This window comes from Leucobacter chromiireducens (genome assembly GCF_003917135.1).
In the GTDB taxonomy this organism is placed as follows: domain Bacteria; phylum Actinomycetota; class Actinomycetes; order Actinomycetales; family Microbacteriaceae; genus Leucobacter; species Leucobacter chromiireducens_A.
Map to the genome: position 1 here is coordinate 1 of NZ_RPDI01000029.1, position 20,832 is coordinate 20,832.

20 protein-coding genes are annotated in these 20,832 nt (G+C 70.9%); 8 read left to right on the plus strand and 12 right to left on the minus strand.

Features of this window, described 5'->3' with window-relative positions:
- From EGM46_RS12090 to EGM46_RS12110, 5 genes are all read right to left on the minus strand, one after another.
- Positions 1 to 272 (minus strand): HU family DNA-binding protein (locus EGM46_RS12090; protein WP_125100402.1); only part of this gene is annotated, 272 nt, incomplete at its 3' end.
- A 225-nt stretch (positions 273 to 497) separates the two neighbouring features.
- A complete protein-coding gene (rpsN, locus tag EGM46_RS12095) occupies positions 498 to 803 on the minus strand; it encodes a 30S ribosomal protein S14 (protein WP_025134217.1) in 306 nt (101 codons plus the stop codon).
- A gap of 2 nt (positions 804 to 805) precedes the next feature.
- On the minus strand, positions 806 to 973 hold the full coding sequence (gene rpmG, locus EGM46_RS12100) for a 50S ribosomal protein L33 (protein WP_125100403.1): 168 nt from the start codon (positions 971 to 973) through the stop codon (positions 806 to 808).
- Positions 973 to 1,209: a 50S ribosomal protein L28 gene (gene rpmB, locus EGM46_RS12105; RefSeq protein ID WP_025134215.1), complete on the minus strand. Its 237-nt coding sequence runs from the start codon at positions 1,207 to 1,209 to the stop codon at positions 973 to 975. Before rpmB ends, rpmG begins: the two co-directional genes overlap by 1 nt.
- A 192-nt stretch (positions 1,210 to 1,401) precedes the next feature.
- Entirely contained in the window at positions 1,402 to 2,031 is a 630-nt protein-coding gene (locus tag EGM46_RS12110; protein ID WP_125100404.1) for a hypothetical protein, read from the minus strand.
- A 104-nt stretch (positions 2,032 to 2,135) separates the two neighbouring features.
- Between EGM46_RS12110 and EGM46_RS12115 the strand changes: the two genes are divergently transcribed.
- On the plus strand, positions 2,136 to 2,933 hold the full coding sequence (locus tag EGM46_RS12115; protein WP_125100405.1) for an SGNH/GDSL hydrolase family protein: 798 nt from the start codon (positions 2,136 to 2,138) through the stop codon (positions 2,931 to 2,933).
- 207 nt (positions 2,934 to 3,140) lie between these two features.
- Positions 3,141 to 7,019, plus strand: coding sequence for an efflux RND transporter permease subunit (locus EGM46_RS12120; protein ID WP_125100406.1), 3,879 nt, complete (start codon positions 3,141 to 3,143; stop codon positions 7,017 to 7,019).
- Positions 7,020 to 7,085: 66 nt separating this feature from the next.
- On the opposite strand, the gene EGM46_RS12125 is transcribed toward EGM46_RS12120, so the two are convergent.
- Genes EGM46_RS12125 through EGM46_RS12145 form a run of 5 tightly spaced genes read right to left on the minus strand, consistent with a single transcriptional unit; the run spans position 7,086 to position 11,221 of the window.
- On the minus strand, positions 7,086 to 7,484 hold the full coding sequence (locus EGM46_RS12125) for a Fur family transcriptional regulator (RefSeq protein ID WP_125100431.1): 399 nt from the start codon (positions 7,482 to 7,484) through the stop codon (positions 7,086 to 7,088).
- A 20-nt stretch (positions 7,485 to 7,504) separates the two neighbouring features.
- Positions 7,505 to 8,362, minus strand: a complete 858-nt coding sequence (locus EGM46_RS12130; RefSeq protein ID WP_125100407.1) for a metal ABC transporter permease — start codon at positions 8,360 to 8,362, stop codon at positions 7,505 to 7,507.
- Positions 8,359 to 9,279 (minus strand): metal ABC transporter permease, encoded by a 921-nt coding sequence (locus EGM46_RS12135; RefSeq protein ID WP_125100432.1) that lies wholly within the window; start codon positions 9,277 to 9,279, stop codon positions 8,359 to 8,361. The genes EGM46_RS12130 and EGM46_RS12135 overlap by 4 nt, the downstream gene beginning before the upstream one ends.
- Positions 9,279 to 10,064: a metal ABC transporter ATP-binding protein gene (locus EGM46_RS12140; RefSeq protein WP_125100408.1), complete on the minus strand. Its 786-nt coding sequence runs from the start codon at positions 10,062 to 10,064 to the stop codon at positions 9,279 to 9,281. The genes EGM46_RS12135 and EGM46_RS12140 overlap by 1 nt, the downstream gene beginning before the upstream one ends.
- Positions 10,064 to 11,221 (minus strand): metal ABC transporter substrate-binding protein, encoded by a 1,158-nt coding sequence (locus EGM46_RS12145; protein WP_125100409.1) that lies wholly within the window; start codon positions 11,219 to 11,221, stop codon positions 10,064 to 10,066. Before EGM46_RS12145 ends, EGM46_RS12140 begins: the two co-directional genes overlap by 1 nt.
- A 173-nt stretch (positions 11,222 to 11,394) precedes the next feature.
- Between EGM46_RS12145 and EGM46_RS12150 the strand changes: the two genes are divergently transcribed.
- The 6 genes from EGM46_RS12150 (at position 11,395) to EGM46_RS12175 (ending at position 17,734) form a co-directional block, all read left to right on the plus strand.
- Complete coding sequence (locus EGM46_RS12150; RefSeq protein ID WP_125100410.1) at positions 11,395 to 11,976, plus strand: hypothetical protein; 582 nt, start codon at positions 11,395 to 11,397, stop codon at positions 11,974 to 11,976.
- Positions 11,973 to 12,473, plus strand: a complete 501-nt coding sequence (locus EGM46_RS12155) for a hypothetical protein (protein WP_125100411.1) — start codon at positions 11,973 to 11,975, stop codon at positions 12,471 to 12,473. Before EGM46_RS12150 ends, EGM46_RS12155 begins: the two co-directional genes overlap by 4 nt.
- A gap of 9 nt (positions 12,474 to 12,482) precedes the next feature.
- Complete coding sequence (locus EGM46_RS12160; protein ID WP_125100412.1) at positions 12,483 to 13,877, plus strand: amidase; 1,395 nt, start codon at positions 12,483 to 12,485, stop codon at positions 13,875 to 13,877.
- A 68-nt stretch (positions 13,878 to 13,945) separates the two neighbouring features.
- On the plus strand, positions 13,946 to 14,167 hold the full coding sequence (locus EGM46_RS12165) for a heavy-metal-associated domain-containing protein (protein WP_125100413.1): 222 nt from the start codon (positions 13,946 to 13,948) through the stop codon (positions 14,165 to 14,167).
- 284 nt (positions 14,168 to 14,451) lie between these two features.
- Positions 14,452 to 16,668: a heavy metal translocating P-type ATPase gene (locus EGM46_RS12170; protein ID WP_125100433.1), complete on the plus strand. Its 2,217-nt coding sequence runs from the start codon at positions 14,452 to 14,454 to the stop codon at positions 16,666 to 16,668.
- Positions 16,669 to 16,714: 46 nt separating this feature from the next.
- Complete coding sequence (locus EGM46_RS12175) at positions 16,715 to 17,734, plus strand: cation diffusion facilitator family transporter (RefSeq protein WP_241156318.1); 1,020 nt, start codon at positions 16,715 to 16,717, stop codon at positions 17,732 to 17,734.
- Between the two features lie 172 nt (positions 17,735 to 17,906).
- Here the strand turns inward: EGM46_RS12175 and EGM46_RS12180 are convergent, their stop codons facing one another.
- Together EGM46_RS12180 and EGM46_RS12185 are read right to left on the minus strand one after the other, a co-directional pair.
- Entirely contained in the window at positions 17,907 to 19,007 is a 1,101-nt protein-coding gene (locus tag EGM46_RS12180; protein ID WP_125100414.1) for an NAD(P)-dependent alcohol dehydrogenase, read from the minus strand.
- Between the two features lie 407 nt (positions 19,008 to 19,414).
- Positions 19,415 to 20,821 (minus strand): dihydrolipoamide acetyltransferase family protein, encoded by a 1,407-nt coding sequence (locus EGM46_RS12185; protein WP_125100415.1) that lies wholly within the window; start codon positions 20,819 to 20,821, stop codon positions 19,415 to 19,417.
- Between the last annotated feature and the right edge of the window lie 11 nt (positions 20,822 to 20,832).

Below are 20,832 nucleotides of genomic sequence, written 5' to 3' on the forward strand. Positions count from 1 at the left end.
ACGGCAGCCTTGAGCTTCGAGCCGACCGACACCTTGACGCGCTTGCCAGCGGGGATGTCGATGGTCTCGCCGGTGCGGGGGTTGCGGCCGGTGCGTGCAGCGGTGGTCGCGGTCTCGAACGAGATCCAGCCGGGGATCGAAACCTTGTCGCCACCGGCGACGGTCTCGGAGACAGCGGCGAACAGCCCGTCGATCACGCTGGAAACGGCGGCCTGGCTCTGGCCGGTCTCAGCGGCGATCTTTGCGACAAGCTCGGTCTTGTTGAGTGCCATGTTGTGTCCTTCCAGGGCGACGACACCAAGTGGCCGAGCCCCTGATCTGGTTCAGGTGTCCCACCGATTTGGAGGGTCCGATCGGTTGATCGCTACGAATCTACCCCAGATCGGCGACTTTCCGCGGATCTGGGCAGGGTTTTCTCAGTCCGGCGTGTCGGCGGGCGCACAAAAGCGGGCGCGGACCCTGAGGATCCACGCCCGCTTCAGTGTTGCGGTACTGGCTTACCAGCTCGACTTGGTGATGCCGGGCAGCTCGCCACGGTGCGCCATGTCGCGGAAGCGCACACGGGACACGCCGTACTTCGTGAGGACACCGCGGGGGCGGCCGTCGATCACGTCGCGGCTGCGCACGCGCACGGGCGACGCGTTGCGGGGGAGCTTCTGGAGGCCAACGCGGGCGGCCTCGCGGCTCTCGTCGGTCCCGTTGGGGTCCACGAGGGCCTTCTTCAGCTCAAGACGCTTCTCCGCGTAGCGCGCGACGATGGCCTGACGCTGCTTGTTCTTTGCGATCATGCTCTTCTTCGCCATGCTTAGCGCTCCTCTCGGAATTCAACGTGCTTGCGAACCACCGGGTCGTACTTCTTGAGCACGAGGCGGTCGGGGGTGTTGCGGCGGTTCTTCTTGGTCACGTACGTGAACCCGGTCCCTGCCGTCGAGCGGAGCTTGATGATCGGACGTACGTCCTTGTCCTTCGCCATTAGAACTTCACCCCACGCTTCTGCAGATCAGCAACCACAGCTTCGATGCCACGAGCATCGATCACCTTGATGCCCTTGACCGACAGGGTGAGCGTCACCTTGCGGCCGAGCGAGGGCACGAAGTAGGTCTTCTTCTGGATGTTCGGATCGAACCGACGCTTGGTGCGACGGTGCGAGTGCGAAATGTTGTGTCCAAAGCCGGGAACGGCTCCGGTCACCTGGCACACTGCTGCCATGATGTTTCCTCTCATACCGTGAGACCGGACGGCCTCACCCAAGATTTCTTGTCTGCACGGGCCGCCTCTCGCGCTCAACCGGAGTTGAGCGCGGGCGAACTCACCCGCGCGGTCTGTGCACTGGGACGGCGCACAGCCAAGGGGCAAGCTTACGCGAGAACGGGCACGGCCGCAAGCCGGGCGTGTCGCGCGCTAGCTGAGCAGCAGCCCGAGGAGCAGCACCCCGAGGAGTCCCGCAGCGACCGCCACGATCGTGGCGGGCCCACCCTGGCGCACGAACATCGACGGCACGCGCGTCGAGCCCCAGCGCGGGTCGGCCGCGATCGCCTGGAGGGTGTCGAGCGGCACCCGGTCGTCGAGGATCGCAATGTCGGGGTACGCGGGATCGAGGATCACCGCGGCGGCAGCGCCCCGCTCGATGCCGTAGCGCATGGGCAGGAGCGTGTACACGCTCCGCGGCTGGCCGTTCTGCGGCAGCACGTGCAGGATCGCGAGCCGCGCGGGCTCCTGTGCGGCGGGCCACACCATGGTTGCGACCTCGCCGGCGGCGCGGCCGAAGACGCGGTGCACGCGCGCCGGGGCTGGCTCGCCTGGCGCGTAGCCAGTCGCGATGAGGTGCGTGCGCTGCGCGGCGAGCGCGATGACGCGGCTCACCATGCGCTCCGACACCACGAGGTTCACCACGAGGACCACGAGCACGAGTCCCGCGACGATGACGGGGAGCGGGGTGCCGCGCGCCGCGGAGAGCAGGATCACGCCGAGCATGGCGCCGAGCAGCGCACCCGCGCCCGCCCCAAACACGCGCTGCCCCGACCAGTTCATCGCCCCATCTTCGCACGCTTGCCCCGGCGCACCATGTGTGTCGCGGTGTCCGGAACCCGCCACACGCGCCCCACCCGCCGCGCGAGCGGGCGTAGGCTGGCGGTGTGAACGAGCACGAGGGTCAGGCAGCAATCCGCTACGTCGCGATCGGCGACAGCTTCACCGAGGGCGTCGGCGACGAGCAGCCGGACGGCTCAGTGCGCGGCTGGGCGGACCTCGTCGCGCAGGGCCTCGCCGACGCGAGCGGCCAGCCGGTGCAGTACGCGAACCTCGCGATCCGCGGCCGCCTCATTGGCCCGATCATCGCCGAGCAGCTGGATCCGGCGATCGCGCTCCAGCCGACGATCATCAGTTTCAACGGTGGCGGCAACGACATGCTGCGCCCCGGCACGGATCTGGCCTGGATCGCGCGGGAGACCGAGGCGGCGCTGCGCCGCATCCAGGACGCCGGGATCGAGCCGCTGCTGCTCGCCGGCCCGAACCCGACGGGCGGCCTGCCGGGCGGCTCGCGCGTCCGCGTGAAGGGGAACGAGCTCACGGCTGCGGCGAGCGCCATCGCGGCGCGGCTGGGGATCCGGTTCACCGACAACTGGAGCGATGCCGAGCTGACCGGGCGCCAGTACTGGTCGCACGACCGGCTGCACCTCGCGCCCGTTGGCCACCACCGGGTCGCCGCGAATGTGCTGCGCACGCTCGACGTCGCACCGCCGGCCGACTGGGTGATCGACGCGGCGCCCGTCGGCGTTCCAACAGCGCGGGATCAGCTGCGCTACACCAGGGAACACGTGGTGCCCTGGATCCAGCGCCGCCTCACCGGTCGCTCGAGCGGCGATGGTCGCACCGCGAAGTACGGCGAGTGGGTGTGGGTGCACCCGCGCGGCGACTCCTCGCGCGCCGCGTAGGGACCGGGCCGGAGCCGCGCCCGGGCCGGACAATCTCATCCCGTGGGATGACGGGTGTCGTACTTGGGGACGATGTGCGGCGCGCAGGGCTTCGAGAGGGTGGAACCCTCGGCCGTTCTGCAACGCCTCGTGCGGCCGCGTTCTGGGCCCCCGCGCGCTCGGAGCGAGCGGTCACCACCGCGCTGAGGCCGCACCCCGAAAGGCCATATGTCCTTCCTCACACGCACCAGCCTCAGGAACCGGCTGATCGTCGGCCTCACGACTCTCGCGGTTGCGGTGCTCGGCATCTTCTCGATGAGCGCGCTCAAGCAGGAGTTGATGCCGTCGATGCAGGTGCCGATGGCGTTCGTCTCGGTGCAGTCGCCCGGTCTCGCACCCGAGGAGCTGGCGCGCACGGTCACGGAGCCGACCGAGCAGGCGCTGAGTGCGGTGCCAGGGGTCACGAAGGTCTCGTCGACGACGTCGAGCGGTGCGGCGGACATCATGGTCGAGTGGCCGTTCGAGAGCGACGACGACACGCTCGCCAAGATCCGCGCCGCGGCGGACGCGATGAAGCCCGCGTTCCCGCAGGGCACCGAGGTGACGGTGTTCTCTGGCGGTGCCGACGACATGCCGGCGATGATGCTGAGCGCAGGATCGGATCAGGATCCCGCCGAGTTCGGTGACGCGCTCGCGCAGACCGTCGTCCCTGCCCTCCAGGGCGTCGACGGCGTGCAGAAGGTGACCCTCTCGGGCCGCGAAGAGCAGCGCATCATGATCGACCTGCGCCCGGCGGACGTCGCGCGCCTCAAGGTGGACCCCGCGACGATCGCTCCCGTGCTCGAAGCGCACGGCGCCGCGCTGCCCGCTGGGCAGGCCGATTCGCCCGACGGCCCGCTGTCGGTGACCGTCGGCGCGGCGCTCACCTCCGTTGAGGAGATCGCCGCCCTGCCGATCCCGGCCGGCGATCGCGTGGTGCGAGTGTCCGACTTCGCCGACGTCGCGCCCGAGCTGGTGCCGGCCGACACGATCTCGCGCGTCAACGGCAACCCCGCGCTGACGCTCCAGGTGTCGCCTGGGCAGGGCGCCAACGTCGTGGAGATCTCGCACGGCGTGAACGCCGAGCTTGAGCGCCTGGCCCCCGGCCTGCACGCCGAGTTCGTGACGATCTTCGACCAGGCACCCTACATCGAGCAGTCGATCCACGACCTCTCGGTCGAGGGCGGGCTCGGGCTGCTCTTCGCGGTACTCGTCATTCTCGCGTTCCTCGGCTCGTGGCGCTCGACCATCATCGCCGCGGTCTCGATCCCGCTCTCCCTGCTCATCACGCTGATCGGGCTGTGGTGGAGCGGGAACACCCTGAACATCCTGACGCTCGGCGCGCTCACGATCGCGATCGGCCGCGTGGTGGACGACTCGATCGTGGTGATCGAGAACATCTCGCGCAGGCGCGGCGCTGGCCACCTGACCATTCCGGGCGTCGTGGCGTCCGTGCAGCAGGTGGCTGGCGCGATCACCGCGTCGACGCTCACCACGGTCGCCGTCTTCCTTCCCATCGCGTTCGTCTCGGGGATGGCCGGCCAGCTGTTCCGCCCCTTCGCCGTCACGGTGTCGATTGCGTTGCTGGCCTCGCTCTTCGTGGCGCTCACGATCGTGCCCGTGCTCGCCTTCTGGTTCATCCGCGGCAAGGAACGGCGCGCGGCGCCGGCCGACGCGGCGGATGCGGCGGACTCGTCCGACGCGGCAGCACCCGCGGCCACCGCGCAGCCGAGCGAGCAGCCCGCCACCGCGGTGCTGCCGGGCGACGAGCTGGCCACCGCGGCGCTCCCCGCGACCGCGCACGCGGCGCAGGGGCAGCCCGGCGTACAGCTGGACGCGAGCGCCGAGCACCACCACTCGGACCTCGACGAGATCCACACCGCGCCGGACCGGCTGCAGCGCGCCATCATGCCGGCGCTCGGGGCCACCCGCCGCCACCCGGTCATCACGCTCACCGCATCGAGCCTCGTGCTCGTCGGCACGCTCGCGATGAGCACCATGATCCCCACCGACTTCCTCGGGTCGTCCGGCAACGAGAGCCTGCAGCTCGTGCAGACGCCGCCGACGAGCGAGGACGGCGACCTCGTCGCGGCCGCCGAGCCCGTCGAGGCGGCACTCGGCAAGATTCCCGGCGTGCGCGACGTCATGACGTCGATCCCGGTCGGGCAGGCGAACGGCCCGACAACGATCTCCTACGACGTGCAGCTGGACGACGGCGCGGACGCGCAGTCGGTGAGCGACGCGGCAGAGGCGGCCGTCGCGCGGCTGGACGACGCCGGCGACGTGCAGGTGCTCACGCAGGACGCGTTCGTCGGGGGCGCGGGGGGCTCGGGCATCGCCCTGCAGATCCGCGGCAACGACCCGGCCGCCCTCCGTGAGGCGAGCGAGCTGCTGGAGGAGCAGCTGTCGGGCGAGCGCGGCGTGCAGTCGGTGCGCAGCGAGCTCGCGGGCGAGCAGCCCATCGTGCGCGTCACGCTCGACGAGGCGAAAGCGGCGAAGCTGGGCTTCGATCCAGTATCGGTGGCGCGCGCGGTGCAGGAGGCGCTCGAGGGCCAGCGTGTCGGCCAGATCATGCTGGAGGGGCGCGAGCGCGACATCGTGGTGCGCACCCCGGGCGCTGAGCGCACCGCGGAGAAGCTGGGCGAGATCATACTGCCCGTCACCCCGCAGCAGACCGCGCAGGCGCAGCAGGCGGCCGCCGACGAGCTGCAGGAGAAGGCGGAGGCGCAGGCGGAAGAGGCGCGCCTGCAGGCCGATGCGGAGCTCACCGCCCAGATCAATGAGGCCGCGGGGCAGCGCGGGGAGCTCGTGGCACAGCTCGGCGAGCTCAACGCGCAGCTCGCGCAGCTCTCCGCTGCGCCGATCGTGCCGGAGAAGCCGCGCACGCCGGGAGAGGACGCCGCGGTGCGCGCCCAGCAGGAGCGCGCAGAGCAGATTGCGGGCATCCAGGGTGCCATCGCCGGCGCGCAGAGCGGCATCGAGGGCATCGACCAGCAGCTCGTCAGCCTCCGCGAGGCGCGCGAGCAGGCGGCGACGCAGCTCGCCGAGCAGCAGGCGGCGGAGGCCGAGCAGAAGGCCGCGGCCGAGGTCACCGGCACCGCGCTGCCGCTCAGCGCGATCGCGACGGTCAGCGAGGAGCTCACCGCCCCGGTGATCACCCGCGCGGACGGCGAACGCCAGGTGACGCTCACGGTCGACCCGAAGCAGGGCCAGCTCGACGCGGCCACCGCGGCAATCGACCGTGCCATCGAGCAGACCGAACTGCCCGCCGGCGTGAGCTTCGAGCTCGGCGGCGTGAGCGCGGAGCAGGACGAGGCGTTCACCCAGCTCGGCGCCGCGATGCTCGGCGCGATCATGCTCGTGCTGCTCGTCATGGTGGCGACGTTCCGCAGCTTCCGCGGCCCGTTCGTGCTGCTCGTGTCCATCCCGTTCGCGGCGACCGGCGCGATCCTCGGCCTGCTCATCACGGGCACGCCGCTCGGTCTACCAGCGCTCATCGGCCTCCTCATGCTGATCGGGATCGTGGTCACGAACGCGATCGTGCTCATGGACCTCGTGAACCGGCTCCGCGAGGCCGGCGCGAGCCTGGACGAGGCGGTGGAGCACGGCACCCGCCTCCGCCTGCGCCCGATCCTCATGACGGCGGCGGCGACGATCTTCGCGCTGATCCCGATGTCGCTCGGCCTCACGGGTGGCGGCGTGTTCATCTCGAAACCGCTCGCGATCGTGGTGATCGGCGGGCTCGTCTCCTCGACGCTGCTCACCCTGATCCTCGTGCCGATCCTCTACACGCTGGTGGAGCGTCGCCGCGAGAAGAAGCTCGCGAAGCGCGCGCTGCGCCGTGAGCGCCGGGCAGCGAAACGCGCAGGCATCGATCCCGCGACGATCGCGAGCGACGCCGACGAGGCGCGCGAGGCGCAGGCGAGCTTCGCCGCGGACAAGCGGGCGGCCAAGGCCGAGGCGCAGGCGGCGAAGCGGGAGGCCAAGCGCCAACGCCGCGCCGAGCGCGCCGCGAAGCGTGGCCGCACCCCGGAGGAGCCGACGGAGTTCACGGAGACCGCGGAGTAGCGCCGGCGCAGATCACGCACCGCGGGGCGGGCAGGAACTCCCTGCCCGCCCCGCTGCGTCCCCGCGTTACTTCCCCGCCTCGCGGCAGCGGGCGCACAGCCCGAACAGGTCGACGATGTGCTCGATCTCCGTGAAGCCGTGCTCGGCGCCCACCCGCTTCGTCCACTCCTCGACCACGGTGGCAGAGAGCTCGCGAGTGTCGCCGCAGCTGCGGCAGATGAGGTGGTGGTGGTGCCCCTGCGTGGCGCAGGAGCGGAACAGGTTCTCCCCCTCGGGCGACTGCAGCGAGTCAGCCTCCCCCGTCTCCACGAGGCCGGCGAGGTTGCGGTAGACCGTTGCGAGTCCGATCGTTGAACCCGAATCGCGCAGCGAGTGGTGCAGCTGCTGCGCGCTCACGAAGCCGTGCGCCTCGGCGAGCGTCGCGCGCACCGCCTCGCGCTGCCAGGTGTTGCGCTTGGGCTGCATATCGCGCACCTCCGTTCCGGTCACGCCCCCACCGTAGCGAACTTCTCGCTCGCATGGTCGGTTCGGCGTGCGCGCTCCCGCCGTGACGCCGCAGCCGAGCGCAGGCCGCGCACCAGCACGGCAGCGAGGAACAGCGCGGTGATCGTGAGGCCGACGGCCCCGCCGGCGGCGATCCCGAGCTCGCGCGACAGCCAGAGCCCGCCGAGTCCGCCCGCGACGCCGATGAGGGCGGCGAGCGGCGGGATCCACCCGAGCCGGTCGGTGAGCGCGCGCGCCGCGGCGGCCGGCCCGATCAGCACAGCTACGCCCAGGATCGCGCCGACGGCGGGCATCGCCACGACCACCGCGGCGGCGATCACCGCGGTGACGGTGAGCTCGATCGGCCAGCTCCGGAAGCCCGCGGCGGTGAAGCCGACGGGATCGAACGTGTGAAAGAGGATGCGGCGGCCCGTGAGCGCGAGCACCGCAGCGGTCGCGAGGAGCACGGCGGCCGTCGCGGTGACGTCCCCCGTCGACACGCTGAGCGGGGAGCCGACGAGCAGCGCCTCGACCGGGATCCCGAGCCCCGGGTTGAGGCTCGTGAGCAGCGTGCCGAGCGCGAACCCGAACGACAGCACCACCCCGCTCGTCACCTGCCTGCCCTGCCCGGGGAGTCGCCCGAGCAGCGTCATGAGCAGCACGAGCACGAGCGCGAAGAGCGCCTGGCCGAGCAGCAGATTCCAGCCGGCGATCGCGAACACGACGCCGCCGGGGAAGGTCGCGTGGCTGAGCGCCACAGCGAAGAACGAGCGGCGGCGCAGCACGATGAGCGATCCGGCAAGCCCAGCGAGGACGCCGAGGAGCGTGAGCTCCAGGGCCGCGAGCGCGAAGTAGCTCATGCGCGCACCCCTCGATCCGGATGAGCTTGGGGCCCCTGCTCGCGCGGGATCCGCCCCGTGGCCGCGCGGCTGCGCGCCGTGCGCGAGAGGGCAGCGATCCCGTAGCCGGCGACGAGGAGCAGCACGACGAGCGCGCCGGGCGACACGGTGGCCCCTGCGCCAACCGACCACTCGAACGACAACCACAGCCCCGCAACCCCGGCCACGAGCGGCACGCCGATCGCGAGCGGAATGAGCAGCGCGAAACCGCGGGTGATCAGGCGAGCCGTGGCCATCGGGATCATGAGCAGCGCGAGCACCATGAGCACGCCGAGCGCCTGCACGCCGGCGACGACGAGGAGCGCCACCGCGATCCCGAGCGCGATGTCCGCGGTGAGCGGGCGAAAGCCGGCCGCCTCGGCGCCCGCGGCGTCGAACGCGCGGAAGAGCTGCGCGCGCCAGGTGAGCACCACGACGAGGATCGCGGCGGCGGCGACCACGAGGATCTGCCACAGCTGCGCCTCGGTGACGGTGAGCAGCCGCCCGAACAGCAGCTCCTGCAGCTGCGAGACGTAGCCCTCCTGCCGCGACACGAGCACGATGCCGAGGCTGAACAGGCCGGTCAGCACGACCGCGATCGCCGCGTCAGCGCTCACCCCGCCCCGGTGCTCGAGCACGGTGAAGAGCACGGCGGCGAGCACCGCGGCCACGACGGCGCCGGGCAGCACGCCGGCCGTTCCGCCGAGCGCCGCGCCGATCACGAGCCCGGGGAACACGGCGTGCACGAGCCCATCGCTCACAAACTCGAGCTCACGGAAACTGATGAAGAGCCCCACGATGCCGGCGGCCACCGCGAGGATCACCACCGTGACGAGCGCGCGCCACATGAAGGGCAGCGCGAACACCTCGACGGGGCTGTGCGCGAGCAGCACGTCCATCACTCCCCGGTTTCCCGCGTCGTGGTGACCGTGTGATGATCGAGCTCCACCGTCGCGTCGTGGAACGCGTGCTGCACCGCGTCGAGCGTCAGCGCCTCCGCGAGCGGCCCGTACCCGGCCGGGTGGCCAGGCTGGTTCGGCTCGTGCCCGCTCGCGAGGAGCAGCACGTGCGAGCAGGCCTCGCGCGCGATCTCGAGATCGTGCGTTGACACGATGATGGTGCGGCCCTCGGCGCGCAGCTCGGCGACGAGCGCGAGGAGCACCTCGCGGTTCTCGCGGTCGAGGCCATTGAACGGCTCGTCGAGGAGGAGGAGCTGCGGATCGGAGACGAGCGCCCGCGCCAGGATCCCGCGCTGCTGTTGCCCGCCGGACAGCTCGCCGAAACGGCGATGCGCGAAGTCGGCGAGGCCCACGCGTGAGAGCGCCGCCGTGACCGCGGCGCGCCCCGCGCTGCCGATCGGTCGCAGCGCGCCGCGCGAGCGGTACAGCCCCATCGTCACGACCTGGCGGAGCGTCACGGGCAGCGTGGTGTCACGCGTGTCCGCCTGCGGCAGCGAGCCGACGCGCGGCCTCGCGCGATCCGGCGTTGTTCCGAGCACGTGCACGCTCCCGGCCGTGCGCTCGGCGAGGCCGAGAATGCCGCGGAGCAGCGTCGACTTGCCCGAACCGTTTGGCCCGATCAGCGCGAGCGCGGCGCCCTCGGGAAGCGCCAGCGTGAGGCCCTCGACCCTGGTGGCGCCAGCGTAGCCGAACGCCGCGTGGTCGAGTGCGAGCGCTGCGATCATCACTGCAGCGTACTCGGAAGCGGGGCGACCGTCGCTCCCCACGCGTCCAGGATCAGGCGCGTGTTGTGAATGGTCGCGCTCAGGTAGGTGTCCGCGCCGCTGCCCGGCGCGCCGAGCGAGTCGGCGTAGAGCGAGTCAGCGTCCACCACCGTGACGCCGGCCTCCTTCGCGATCGTCTGCGCCAGCTTCGGACTCATCGACGACTCGACGAAAATCGCCGGCACCTTCAGCTCCGTGATGCGCGCGACGAGCGCGTCGATGTCCGCGGCGCTCGGCTCGGCGTTGTCCTCAAAGCTCGGCAGGATCGACCCGGCGAACGCGATGCCGTAGTCGTGCAGGTAGTAGCGGAGCGAGTCGTGGCCAGTGACGAGCACGCGGTCCTGTGCGGGCACCTCGGTGAACTGCGCGGCGGCCCACACGTCGAGCGCGCTGAGCTGCTCACCGTACGCGGCGCTGCGGCTCTGGTAGTCGGCGGCGTGCTCGGCGTCGATGCGCGCGAGCTCCGAGCCGATGTAGGCGGCCATCTTCGCGGCGTAGCGGGGCGAGGTCCACAGGTGCGGGTTCGTTGCGCCGTGATCGTGGTCGTGCTCGTCGGCGTGGTCGTGCGCTTCGTCGGCGTGATCGGCGTGATCGTGCGCTTCGTCGGCTGCGGCGTCGGTGGCGTGATCGTGATCGTGATCCGCGTGCTCCGTGGCGGCCGCCCCGCCGACGGCTTCCGCTTCGGCCTCACCCTCCGCGGTGATCGCGGTGGCTTCGGCGAGGTCGATCCCATCGCTCGCGGTGATGATCTCGCCGGCGAACCCGGAGGCCTCGATCGCGTCGTCGACGAAGGTCTCGAGACCGGCCCCGTTGACGATCAGCACGTCCGCTTCCCCGAGGGCCAGCAGATCGGCCGGGGTCGGGTCGAAGTGGTGCGCGGAGCCGCCCGGCGCGAGCAGCCCGGTGAGCGCGATGTCGTCGCCGCCGAGCTCGTGCGCGAAGTCGGCGAGCTGCGTGGTGGTCGCGACGACGCGCAGCGCGTCCGGGTTCGCCGCGGCGTCGGCGCCCGAGTCGGCGGCGCAGCCGGTGAGCGCGAGCGCGGCGACTGCGGCGAGCGCGGCGCCGGTGCGCAGCAGGTGCTGGGGGGTGCGGCGCGCGCCGCGGGAGTGAAGCGTCATGAGGCTCTTTCTAAATGAGAACGGCTATCACTATAACTTCTCGTGAGAACCATTCGCAACAGCGCTGCGGTGGCGCTGGGTATTCCCAGCGATTCGGCGTGTCCAAGTCTTTTCCCCCACTTGTTGGCTTGGTTTCGCCGAATCGCTGTGGACACTCCGCCTAAGCTGGGCGCATGCCTCGCCCACCGTTCCCCCAGCGCCGCGTCGCCGCCGCCTTCGCCGGGGCCGCCGGCATCGCGGTGGCCATCGGCGCGGCGACGATCCTCCCGGCGAACCTTACCGAGGCCGGGCGCACCGCGATCGAGTGGGCACCCACGCGCGACGCGCTGATCGCCGGCTGGGCGGCGGAGCCCAGCTTCGACCCGATCGACCCCGCCACACTCACGCTGCTGGAGCGCACCCCGGGCGACGGCTTCTTTTTCGCGGTGACCACGCAGGCCGGCCGCACGGTGATCGGGATCGCGACCGCGGACGGCGACGGCGTGCAGTGCAGTGCGCCGGAGCACACCCCCAGCGCTCACGGCGCGGGCTGCGCGAGCTGGTCCGGCGCGAGCGGGCCGCACCTCTACGCCTGGGCGGCCGCCGACGCGAGCACGTCGATCGGCTACCGCCACGAGCTCCTGGCATTCGCCAGCGAGGACGAGCTCGACGTGTACCTCAACACTCACCCCGGCCTGCCGGATCCCCTGATCACCCCGCTGCCCTCGCACGAGGGACGCGGCGGTACGGCGCACGCGCCTACGCTGGGGGCATGAGCTCCCAGCGTCGCGTCGCCCCAGCACTCGCCATGACCACCGCGATCGCGGGTGCCATGACCCTCGCCGCGCTCTTCCCGCTGAACGCGAGCGGCAGCTGGTCGGCGCAGCCAGACGAGTGGGAGACCGCACGCGCGACCCTCCTCACACCCCGGGCCGGGAACCCGCATGCAGAGGCCGTGCTGCCTGACTCGATCACGCTGCTGGAGCGCACCCCGGACGGCGACTTCTTCTACGCGGCAGACACCCGCGACGGGGCGCTGCAGACCGGGATCATCGACGTGAACGGCGACGGTGTCACCTGCTCAGGCCCGGTCGACGCCCAGGAACTCGCCTGTGGCACGCACGCGTGGGACAGCGCCTGGTACTACGCACTGTGGGTGCAGCGCACCCCGGGAGACACCGGCGGCTACCGCCACAAACTGCGCTACTTCGCCACCGAGGCCGAGTACGACGCATACTGGGAACTCAACTCCACGGAATACCCCCGCGCGTAGGCTGGAGGGGTGAGCTCCCCCGCACCCGATCTGCCGGCCACCGCACTCGAACTTCGTGCGGCGCTGCACGCGGGCGAGATCTCCGCGCGCGAGGCCACGAGCGACGCGCTCGCACGGATCGCGGCGGCTGCGTCGCTCGGATCGTTCGTCTCGCTCGCCGCCGAGCAGGCGCGTGCCGCGGCGACCGCGGCCGACGAGCGCTTCGCACGCACCCCGCGCGACGAGCGGCGCGGACTTCCCCGCCTGCACGGGATGCCGCTCGCGCACAAGGATCTCACCGACGTCGCCGGCCTTCCCACCACGCACGGCAGCGCTGCGGTGGCGCGCACGGTCCCGAGCTCCGACAGCCCGGGTGTCGCGGTGCTGCGCCGCGCTGGCGCGCTCGCCCTCGGCAAGACGCAGGTGCCCGAGTTCGGCCTCACCGGCTACTCGGAGAACCGCATCGCGGGGCCGGCGCGCAACCCCCTCGATCCCGAGCGCACCGCCGGCGGCTCGTCGGGTGGCAGCGCCGCGGCCGTGGCTGCTGGACTGCTCCCCGTCGCGCCGGGAAGCGATGGGGGCGGCTCGATCAGGATCCCGGCTCTCGCCTGCGGACTGATCGGCCTGAAGCCCGGCTTGGGTGCGGTGCCGACGGATCTGGCGCGCGGCCCGCTCGACGAGTTCGGTGCGCCACGCCTCACGGTGACGGGACCGCTGGCGCGTACGGCGGGTGACGCGGCGCTCCTCTTCGATGCCATGCGCGGCGCGCACGGGGAGCCGGCCGTCGCCGCGGTCGAACGCGCTGGCGAGCTGCGCGGGCTGCGGATCGGCGTCTCAGCGGACTCCCCGTTCGAGCCGGCGCACCCGGTGCCGCTCGCCCCGGAGGCGCGCGCCGCGCACGGCCGCGCGGCCGAGCTGCTCGCGGCGCTCGGCCACCACGTCGAGGACGCGGCGATGCACTACGACTCGCGGTACCCGCACGCGTTCGGCATCGGCTGGACGGCTGGCCTGTCGCTGCTCGAACTCGCGCCGGGCGACGACGAGCGCCTCATGCCGTTGACCCGACTGTTTCGCGAGCGCGCGCTCGCCAGGCGGCGGGACGATCACCTCACCGCGGGGAGCCGCCTGCGCGCATTCGCCGCGGACGCGAGGGCCCAGTGGGGCGCCTACGACGTGGTGCTCACCCCGGGCCTCGCCATGCTGCCGCCGCGCATTGGCGCGTTCACGTCCCTGCACCCCGACGAGGACTACCGCCTGCAGTGCGAGTGGGCGCCGTTCACGTCGATGGTCAACGTGGCCGGCCTGCCGGCGATCGCGATCCCGATCCTCGTGACCCCTGGGGGGCACTCCTTCGGCGTGCAACTCATCGGCCGCGCGGGCGCGGAGGAGACGCTGCTGCAGCTCGCGGCGCAACTGACGAACTGAAATCCACTCTTGCGAGATACCCTAGGGGGGTATAGTCTCGGGGTGTTCCCACCGAGAAGGAGTTCAGCATGAGCACCAGCACCAGCACCAGCAACTTCACCGTTACCGGCATGACCTGCGGCCACTGCGAGATGTCCGTGCGCGAGGAGGTCGAGGCCATCACCGGCGTCACCGGCGTCGAGGTCAGCTCGAAGACGGGCGCACTGAGCGTCGAGACCGACGGCACCGTGAGTGACGAGGCGATCACCGCCGCCGTCACTGAGGCCGGCTACACCGCCGCCCGAGCCTAGCCCCCCCATCCCCCGTCTTCCCGCCCCCTCCCAGTCCCCGCCCCCCGCTCCCGGATCGGGGTCAGTTTGTGCGGGTGTCGGCCCCGGGAGCCCCGCGACACCCGCACAAAGTGACCCCGATTCAGGGGGAGGCGAGGCGGGACAGGGCAGGACGGGACAGGACAGGACCGGGGCGGAACGGGACGGGGCAGGGCAGCGCAGCGGCGCACCACCCACAGCACAGCGAGCACGGAAGGAGCAGTCGGCCCGTGAGCACGACCAGCTACGAACTCGAGATCGGCGGCATGACCTGCGCCTCATGCGCGAATCGCATCGAGCGCAAACTCAACCGCATGGACGGCGTCGAGGCGACCGTCAACTACGCAACGGAGAAAGCGCGCGTGCATGCCCCCCAGGGGTATGATCCGCAGCTGCTCATCGCGGAGATCGAGAAGACCGGGTACACGGCCGAACTCCCGCCGCCGCCCGCGGCACGCGCCGCCGCGCAGTCGGACAGCGACGCCGAGGCGGACGGCCAGGATCCCGAGCTGATTTCCCTGCGCCAGCGCCTGATCGGCTCCATCTGGCTCTCGGTTCCCGTGATCCTCATCTCGATGATCCCCGCCCTGCAGTTCGACTACTGGCAGTGGGCAGTGCTCACGCTCACCGCGCCCGTGATCGTGTGGGCCGCGTGGCCGTTCCATCGCGCCGCGTGGATCAACCTGAAGCACGGCGCCGCGACCATGGACACGCTCGTGTCCGTCGGCACGCTCGCCGCGTTCTTCTGGTCGCTCTACGCGCTCTTCCTCGGCACCGCGGGCGAGAAGGGCATGACGCACGCGTTCGAGCTGACGATCAGCCCGCACGACGGCGCAAGCAACATCTACCTCGAGGTCGCGGCGGGCGTCACCATGTTCCTGCTCGCCGGGCGCTACTTCGAGAAGCGCTCAAAGCGGCAGGCGGGATCAGCGCTGCGCGCCCTGCTCGAACTCGGCGCGAAAGACGTCGCCGTGCTGCGCGATGGCGCGGAAACGCGGATCCCGGTCGAGGATCTCCGCGTCGGCGACCACTGTGTTGTGCGCCCCGGTGAGAAGCTCGCCACCGACGGCGTGATCGTCGACGGGGCGACCGCGATCGACGCTTCACTCCTCACCGGCGAGTCCGTGCCCGTCGAAGCGACGGTCGGCGACCCGGTGACCGGTGGCACGGTGTCGACGAGCGGCCGCATCGTGGTGCGCGCCACCCGCGTCGGCGCCGACACGCAGCTCGCGCAGATGGCGCAGATGGTGGAGGACGCGCAGTCGGGCAAGGCCGAGGTGCAGCGCCTCGCCGACCGCGTCTCCGGCATCTTCGTGCCGATCGTCATCGTCATCGCGATCGCGACGCTCATCACCTGGCTCGCACTCGGCCACGGCGCCGCCAGCGCGTTCACGGCCGCCGTCGCCGTGCTGATCATCGCCTGCCCGTGCGCGCTCGGACTCGCGACACCCACCGCGCTGCTCGTCGGCACCGGCCGCGGCGCGCAGCTCGGGATCCTGATCAAGGGACCGGAAATCCTTGAGTCCACGCGGCGCGTCGACACGATCCTGCTCGACAAGACCGGGACCGTGACCAGCGGCCGCATGGCGCTCGCCGAGGCGGTCGCCGCTCCCGGCACTGAGCGCGCAGAGCTGCTGCGCCGCGTCGGCGCGGTCGAAGCGGCCTCCGAACACCCGATCGCGCAGGCGATCGCGCGCGGTGCAGCGGCCGAGCTCGGCGCACTCCCCGAGGTGAGCGACTTCCGCAACACCGCGGGCCACGGCGTCACCGGCGTCGTCGACGACACCCCCGTGATCGTCGGCCGCGCCGCGCTCCTCGCCGACTGGGGCGTGACCCCCGGACCCGAGCTCCTCGCCGAGCGCGACCGCCTCGAGAGCACCGGCCACACCGTCGTATTCGCGGCGTGGGACGGCGCGGCGCGCGGGGTGGTCGCCGTCGCCGACACGGTGAAGCCGACCAGCGCCGAGGCCATCCGCGAACTCACGAAACTGGGGCTCACGCCGATCCTGCTCACGGGCGACAACCGCACCGTCGCCGAGCAGGTGGCCGCGAGCGTCGGGATCACCGAGGTGCACGCGGAAGTCCTGCCCGGTGACAAAGTCGACGTGGTGCAGCGGCTCCAGGCCGAAGGCCGCGTGGTCGCCATGGTGGGCGACGGCGTGAACGACGCGGCGGCGCTCGCGCAGGCCGACCTCGGCCTCGCGATGGGCACTGGCACCGACGCAGCGATCGAGGCCGCCGACATCACGCTCGTTCGCGGCGACCTCCGCAGTGCGGCGGACGCGATCCGACTGTCGCGTCGCACGCTCGGCACCATCAAGGGCAACCTGTTCTGGGCGTTCGCGTACAACGTCGCGGCGATCCCGCTCGCGGCGCTTGGGCTCCTGAACCCCATGATCGCTGGCGCGGCAATGGCGTTCTCGAGCGTGTTTGTTGTGGGAAACAGTCTCCGACTGCGGCGGTTCCGCAGCGTGGAACGCTAGCGGAAAACGTACACATGCGGGGTGAGGTCGGAAGGAAGTGATTGGTATGGTCAGCACCATGGAGCACGAGCAGGATCGGACGCCGGACTGCGACGCCGACTTCAGCGCGGGGCACCCCGAACGCCCCGAACAGGCTGACGGCGGCGGAGGTCACGGCCACGACCACGGACTGCAGGGCGCAACGACCGCAACCGGAAAGCACCGGAAGCGGCTGATCATCGCGCTCTCGATCACGCTGAGCGTGTTCTTCATCCAACTCATCGGCGCGTTCATCTCGAACTCGCTGGCGCTCCTCGCCGACGCCGGGCACATGCTCACCGACGCGACAGGCGTCGCCATCGCGCTGATCGCGAGCCTGATCGCCACCCTCCCCGCGACCTCGAAGCGGACCTTCGGGTACCTGCGCGTCGAAATCCTCGCCGCGCTCGTGAACGGCATCGTGCTCGGCGTGATCGCCGTCGTGATCTTCGTGCAGGCGATCGCGCGCTTCGGCACCGAGGTGGAGATCCAGTCGACGCCGATGCTGATCGCCGCTGTGATCGGCGGCCTCGCGAACCTGGTTTCGCTGCTGGTGCTGCAGTCGGGCCAGAAGGAGAGCCTGAACGTGCGCGGCGCGTACCTCGAAGTGCTCGGCGATCTGCTCGGCTCCGTCGCCGTCGTCATTGCGGCGATCGTGATCATGCTGACCGGCTGGGAAATGATCGACCCGATCGCGTCGATCCTCATCGCCCTGCTCATCATTCCGCGCGCGATCAGCCTGCTGCGCGAGGTGGTCAACGTACTGCTCGAGGCCTCCCCGAAGAACATCAACGTCGACGACGCACGCGAGCACATGCTCGCCGTCCCCGGCGTGAACGAGGTGCACGACGTGCACGCGTGGACGATCACGTCTGGGGTGCCGGCGTTCTCGGCGCACGTGACGGTGTCCGACTCGGCGTGGAGCGAGCGCGGGTACCATGCGATCCTCGATGAGCTGCGGGCCTGCCTCCACGAGCACTTCGACACCGAGCACGTGACGCTCCAGTTGGAGCCGGTCGCGCACGGCGAGCACGCTCAGCACCCGTAGCGGGGCTGGCGGCCTGGCTCGTGGCTGCTGGCGGCTGGCGGCCCCCGCTGGCCACACCGGCCCGGCAACAAAGTGTGGGTCTGATCCGGATTCCTCGATGGAATCGGATCAGACTCACACTTTGTTTGCGGGCTGGCGATAGGAGGGCGGGCGGACCAGCCCGGAACGCTCGCTAGAAGCGCAGCACCGGCTTGATCGTTGCCCCGGACTCCGAGTCAGCGAACGCCGCGTTGATATCGGCGAAGTCGTACGTCTTCACCAACTTGTCGAACGGGAAAAGTCCCTGTTCGTAGAGCGAGATCAGGCGCGGGATGAACTCGCGGGGCACCGCGTCGCCCTCCACCACCATCGAGATCGTGATCCCGCTCGTCAGCAGCGTGCCAATGTCGAACGGCGCCTCGGTCCCGAGCTTTGCCGCGCCGACGAGCACTCCGCGCCCGCGCAGCGCGAGCGACTTGGTCATCTGCGAGAACACCTGCGGGACACCCGTCGTATCGAGCGCGGTGTGCACGCCGCGACCGCCGGTGATCTCGCGGATTTCGGCGACAGCGTCCACCTCGGCCGAGTTCACCACGTGCGTCGCCCCGAGCTCACGCGCGAACTCCAAACGGGACGGCACGATATCCACCATGATGACGGTGGTTGCGCCCGCGGCAATCGCGGCAAGCATCCCGGCGAGACCAACGGCTCCCGTCCCGAAGATCGCGATGGACTCCCCCGGGCTTGTGCGGAGAACGTTGAGCACGGATCCCGATCCGGTCATGATCCCGCACCCGAGTGGTCCAAGCAGCTCAAGCGGCGCATCGTCGGAGACCTTCACCGCGTTGCGGGCGCGCACATTCGAGTGCGACGCGAACGACGACTGGCCAAAGAAGTTCGATGAGACGCGGTCGCTGCCGTCAGCGAACGAGCTCGAGCCGTCGGCCCTGCTCCCGCCGAAGTTCAGCGCGAAGTAGTCGACGCAATACTGCGGGTGCCCGGTGATGCAGTGCTCGCACTCGCCACAGGACGCAGGCGCGAGGACGACCTTGTCACCAACCGCGAGATCGGTCACTGCCGAACCCACCGCGGTGACGACGCCGGCGCCCTCGTGGCCGAGCACCGCGGGGAGCGGCACGGGGTACCACTGATCGCGCACGATCGCATCAGTGTGGCAGACGCCGCTCGCGACCATGCGGACGGTCACCTCATCGGGTCGCGGCTCATCAAGTTCAAGTTCGCGAATCTCGAGCTCGGTCTGCGGCGCGGTGGCAACGGCTGCGGTGATTTTCACGGTTCCCTGCTTCCCTCAATCGGTGTTCGTTCAGCGTCCCAAGCGCGAGCGACCCCACCGATCAACCGGTGAGGCGCCGGGCTGGTGATGCACCATCCACGCTACGCGAGCACCCTGTTCAGACCCTCAGACCGGGCACCGTCCCGCCGCGGTCGGCAACGTGTGCCACTCACGCGCTGGATACGCAAAACCGGGGCGAGTGTGATCCGGAATTCTCAATCAGATCCGGATCAGACTCACCCCGGTTTGGAGTGTGGGTGGGCGGGCGATCGCCGCGCACACACTGAGTGTGGGTCCGGTCCGGATTCCTTGGCGGAATCCGGGGCGGAGTCGCACTAAATGCGAGGGGCGGCGGAGCGGGGTGGCGGCGGGAAGGCTGGGCGGCCAGCGCCTGGCCAACAGCGCCACTAGTCAAGCAGCAGCGCCGGCTCCTCAAGCACCGAAGCGACGTCCGCGACGAAGCGCGAGATCACATCGCCATCGACGATGCGGTGGTCGAACGAGCCGCCCACCGTCGTGACCATGCGCGGGCGCACCTCGCCGTCCACCACCCACGGCTTCTCGCGGATCGTGCCCATCGCGAGGATGGCGCACTCGCCGGGGTTCAGGATCGGCGTGCCGAAGTCCATGCCGAACACGCCAATGTTCGTGATCGTGATCGTGCCCTCGGCCATGTCTGCCGGCGTCGTGCGTCCCTCGCGTGCGGTCAGCGTGAGCTGCTCGATCGCACGCGCAAGCTCGAGCAGGCTGAGATCCTGCGCGTCCTTGATGTTCGGTACGACGAGCCCGCGCGGCGTCGCAGCGGCGACACCGAGGTTCACGAAGTTGCGGCGAATGATCTCGGTCTCGGTGAACGTCGAGTTGACCTCGGGGTTGCGGCGGATCGCCCACAGCATCGCCTTCGCGAAGATGAGCAGCGGCGACACCTTGACGCCGGCGAAATCCGACGAGGTCTTCAGCCGCTTCACGAACTCCATCGTGCGGGTCGCGTCGACGTCGGTGAACACGCTCACGTGCGGCGCCTCGAACGCGCTCGTGACCATCGCCTTCGCGATCTGCTTGCGCATGCCCTTCAGCGGGATGCGCTCCTCGCGCTCGGCAGGGGGTTCGGGGGTCTCGAGGTTGCGGAACAGGCGCGCCTGGCCGGCGTGCCGCTCAACGTCGGTGCGCAGCACCTCGCCGGCAGGGCCGGTGCCAGCCACCTCGCTCAGCGTGACGCCGAGATCCTTCGCGAGCTTCCGGATCGGGGGCTTCGCGAGCACCGCGCCAGGCGCCGTTCCCGCGGCAGCGACCGCGGCGGGCACCGCGCCGGGCGTGGGCAGCAGGGGCTCCCCGCCGCGGCGGCGGCGCGACTTCGCGGCGCCGGCGGTGCCGTAGCCGACGAGCACGGCGCCACCCTCCTCCTCGTGCTCAACGCTCGCCGCGGCGTCGGCCGCGACGGTGCGCGCTTCGTCGACGATCGCCGGATCAGCGGGGACGGGCGCAGCGGCGGCGCTCGCCTGCGCGCCAGAGCCCGGCTGGGATCCCGCGCCAGCGGATCCGGATCCGGTTTCCGCCGCTGCCGCGGCGTCGCCGCCCGTCGACACCCGCATGATCGGATCGCCGACCGGCACCGTCTGCCCCGGCTGCGCGAGCAGCTCGGTGACGGTCCCGACGAACGGCGAGGGCAGCTCGACGATCGACTTCGCGGTCTCGATCTCGCAAATCACCTGGTTGAGCTCGACCGTGTCGCCGGGCGCCACCTTCCAGGTGACGATCTCGGCCTCGGTCAGCCCCTCACCGACGTCCGGCAGGGGAAAGGACATCTCACTCATCGCGACTCCTC

Coding starts and splice junctions, on each gene's coding strand:
- rpsN (WP_025134217.1), bottom strand. CDS start 803: ATGGCGAAGAAGAGCATGATCGCAAAGAACAAGCAGCGTCAGGCCATC.
- rpmG (WP_125100403.1), bottom strand. CDS start 973: ATGGCGAAGGACAAGGACGTACGTCCGATCATCAAGCTCCGCTCGACG.
- rpmB (WP_025134215.1), bottom strand. CDS start 1,209: ATGGCAGCAGTGTGCCAGGTGACCGGAGCCGTTCCCGGCTTTGGACAC.
- EGM46_RS12110 (WP_125100404.1), bottom strand. CDS start 2,031: ATGAACTGGTCGGGGCAGCGCGTGTTTGGGGCGGGCGCGGGTGCGCTG.
- EGM46_RS12120 (WP_125100406.1), top strand. CDS start 3,141: ATGTCCTTCCTCACACGCACCAGCCTCAGGAACCGGCTGATCGTCGGC.
- EGM46_RS12125 (WP_125100431.1), bottom strand. CDS start 7,484: ATGCAGCCCAAGCGCAACACCTGGCAGCGCGAGGCGGTGCGCGCGACG.
- EGM46_RS12130 (WP_125100407.1), bottom strand. CDS start 8,362: ATGAGCTACTTCGCGCTCGCGGCCCTGGAGCTCACGCTCCTCGGCGTC.
- EGM46_RS12135 (WP_125100432.1), bottom strand. CDS start 9,279: ATGGACGTGCTGCTCGCGCACAGCCCCGTCGAGGTGTTCGCGCTGCCC.
- EGM46_RS12140 (WP_125100408.1), bottom strand. CDS start 10,064: ATGATCGCAGCGCTCGCACTCGACCACGCGGCGTTCGGCTACGCTGGC.
- EGM46_RS12145 (WP_125100409.1), bottom strand. CDS start 11,221: ATGACGCTTCACTCCCGCGGCGCGCGCCGCACCCCCCAGCACCTGCTG.
- EGM46_RS12150 (WP_125100410.1), top strand. CDS start 11,395: ATGCCTCGCCCACCGTTCCCCCAGCGCCGCGTCGCCGCCGCCTTCGCC.
- EGM46_RS12155 (WP_125100411.1), top strand. CDS start 11,973: ATGAGCTCCCAGCGTCGCGTCGCCCCAGCACTCGCCATGACCACCGCG.
- EGM46_RS12165 (WP_125100413.1), top strand. CDS start 13,946: ATGAGCACCAGCACCAGCACCAGCAACTTCACCGTTACCGGCATGACC.
- EGM46_RS12170 (WP_125100433.1), top strand. CDS start 14,452: ATGACCTGCGCCTCATGCGCGAATCGCATCGAGCGCAAACTCAACCGC.
- EGM46_RS12175 (WP_241156318.1), top strand. CDS start 16,715: ATGGTCAGCACCATGGAGCACGAGCAGGATCGGACGCCGGACTGCGAC.
- EGM46_RS12185 (WP_125100415.1), bottom strand. CDS start 20,821: ATGAGTGAGATGTCCTTTCCCCTGCCGGACGTCGGTGAGGGGCTGACC.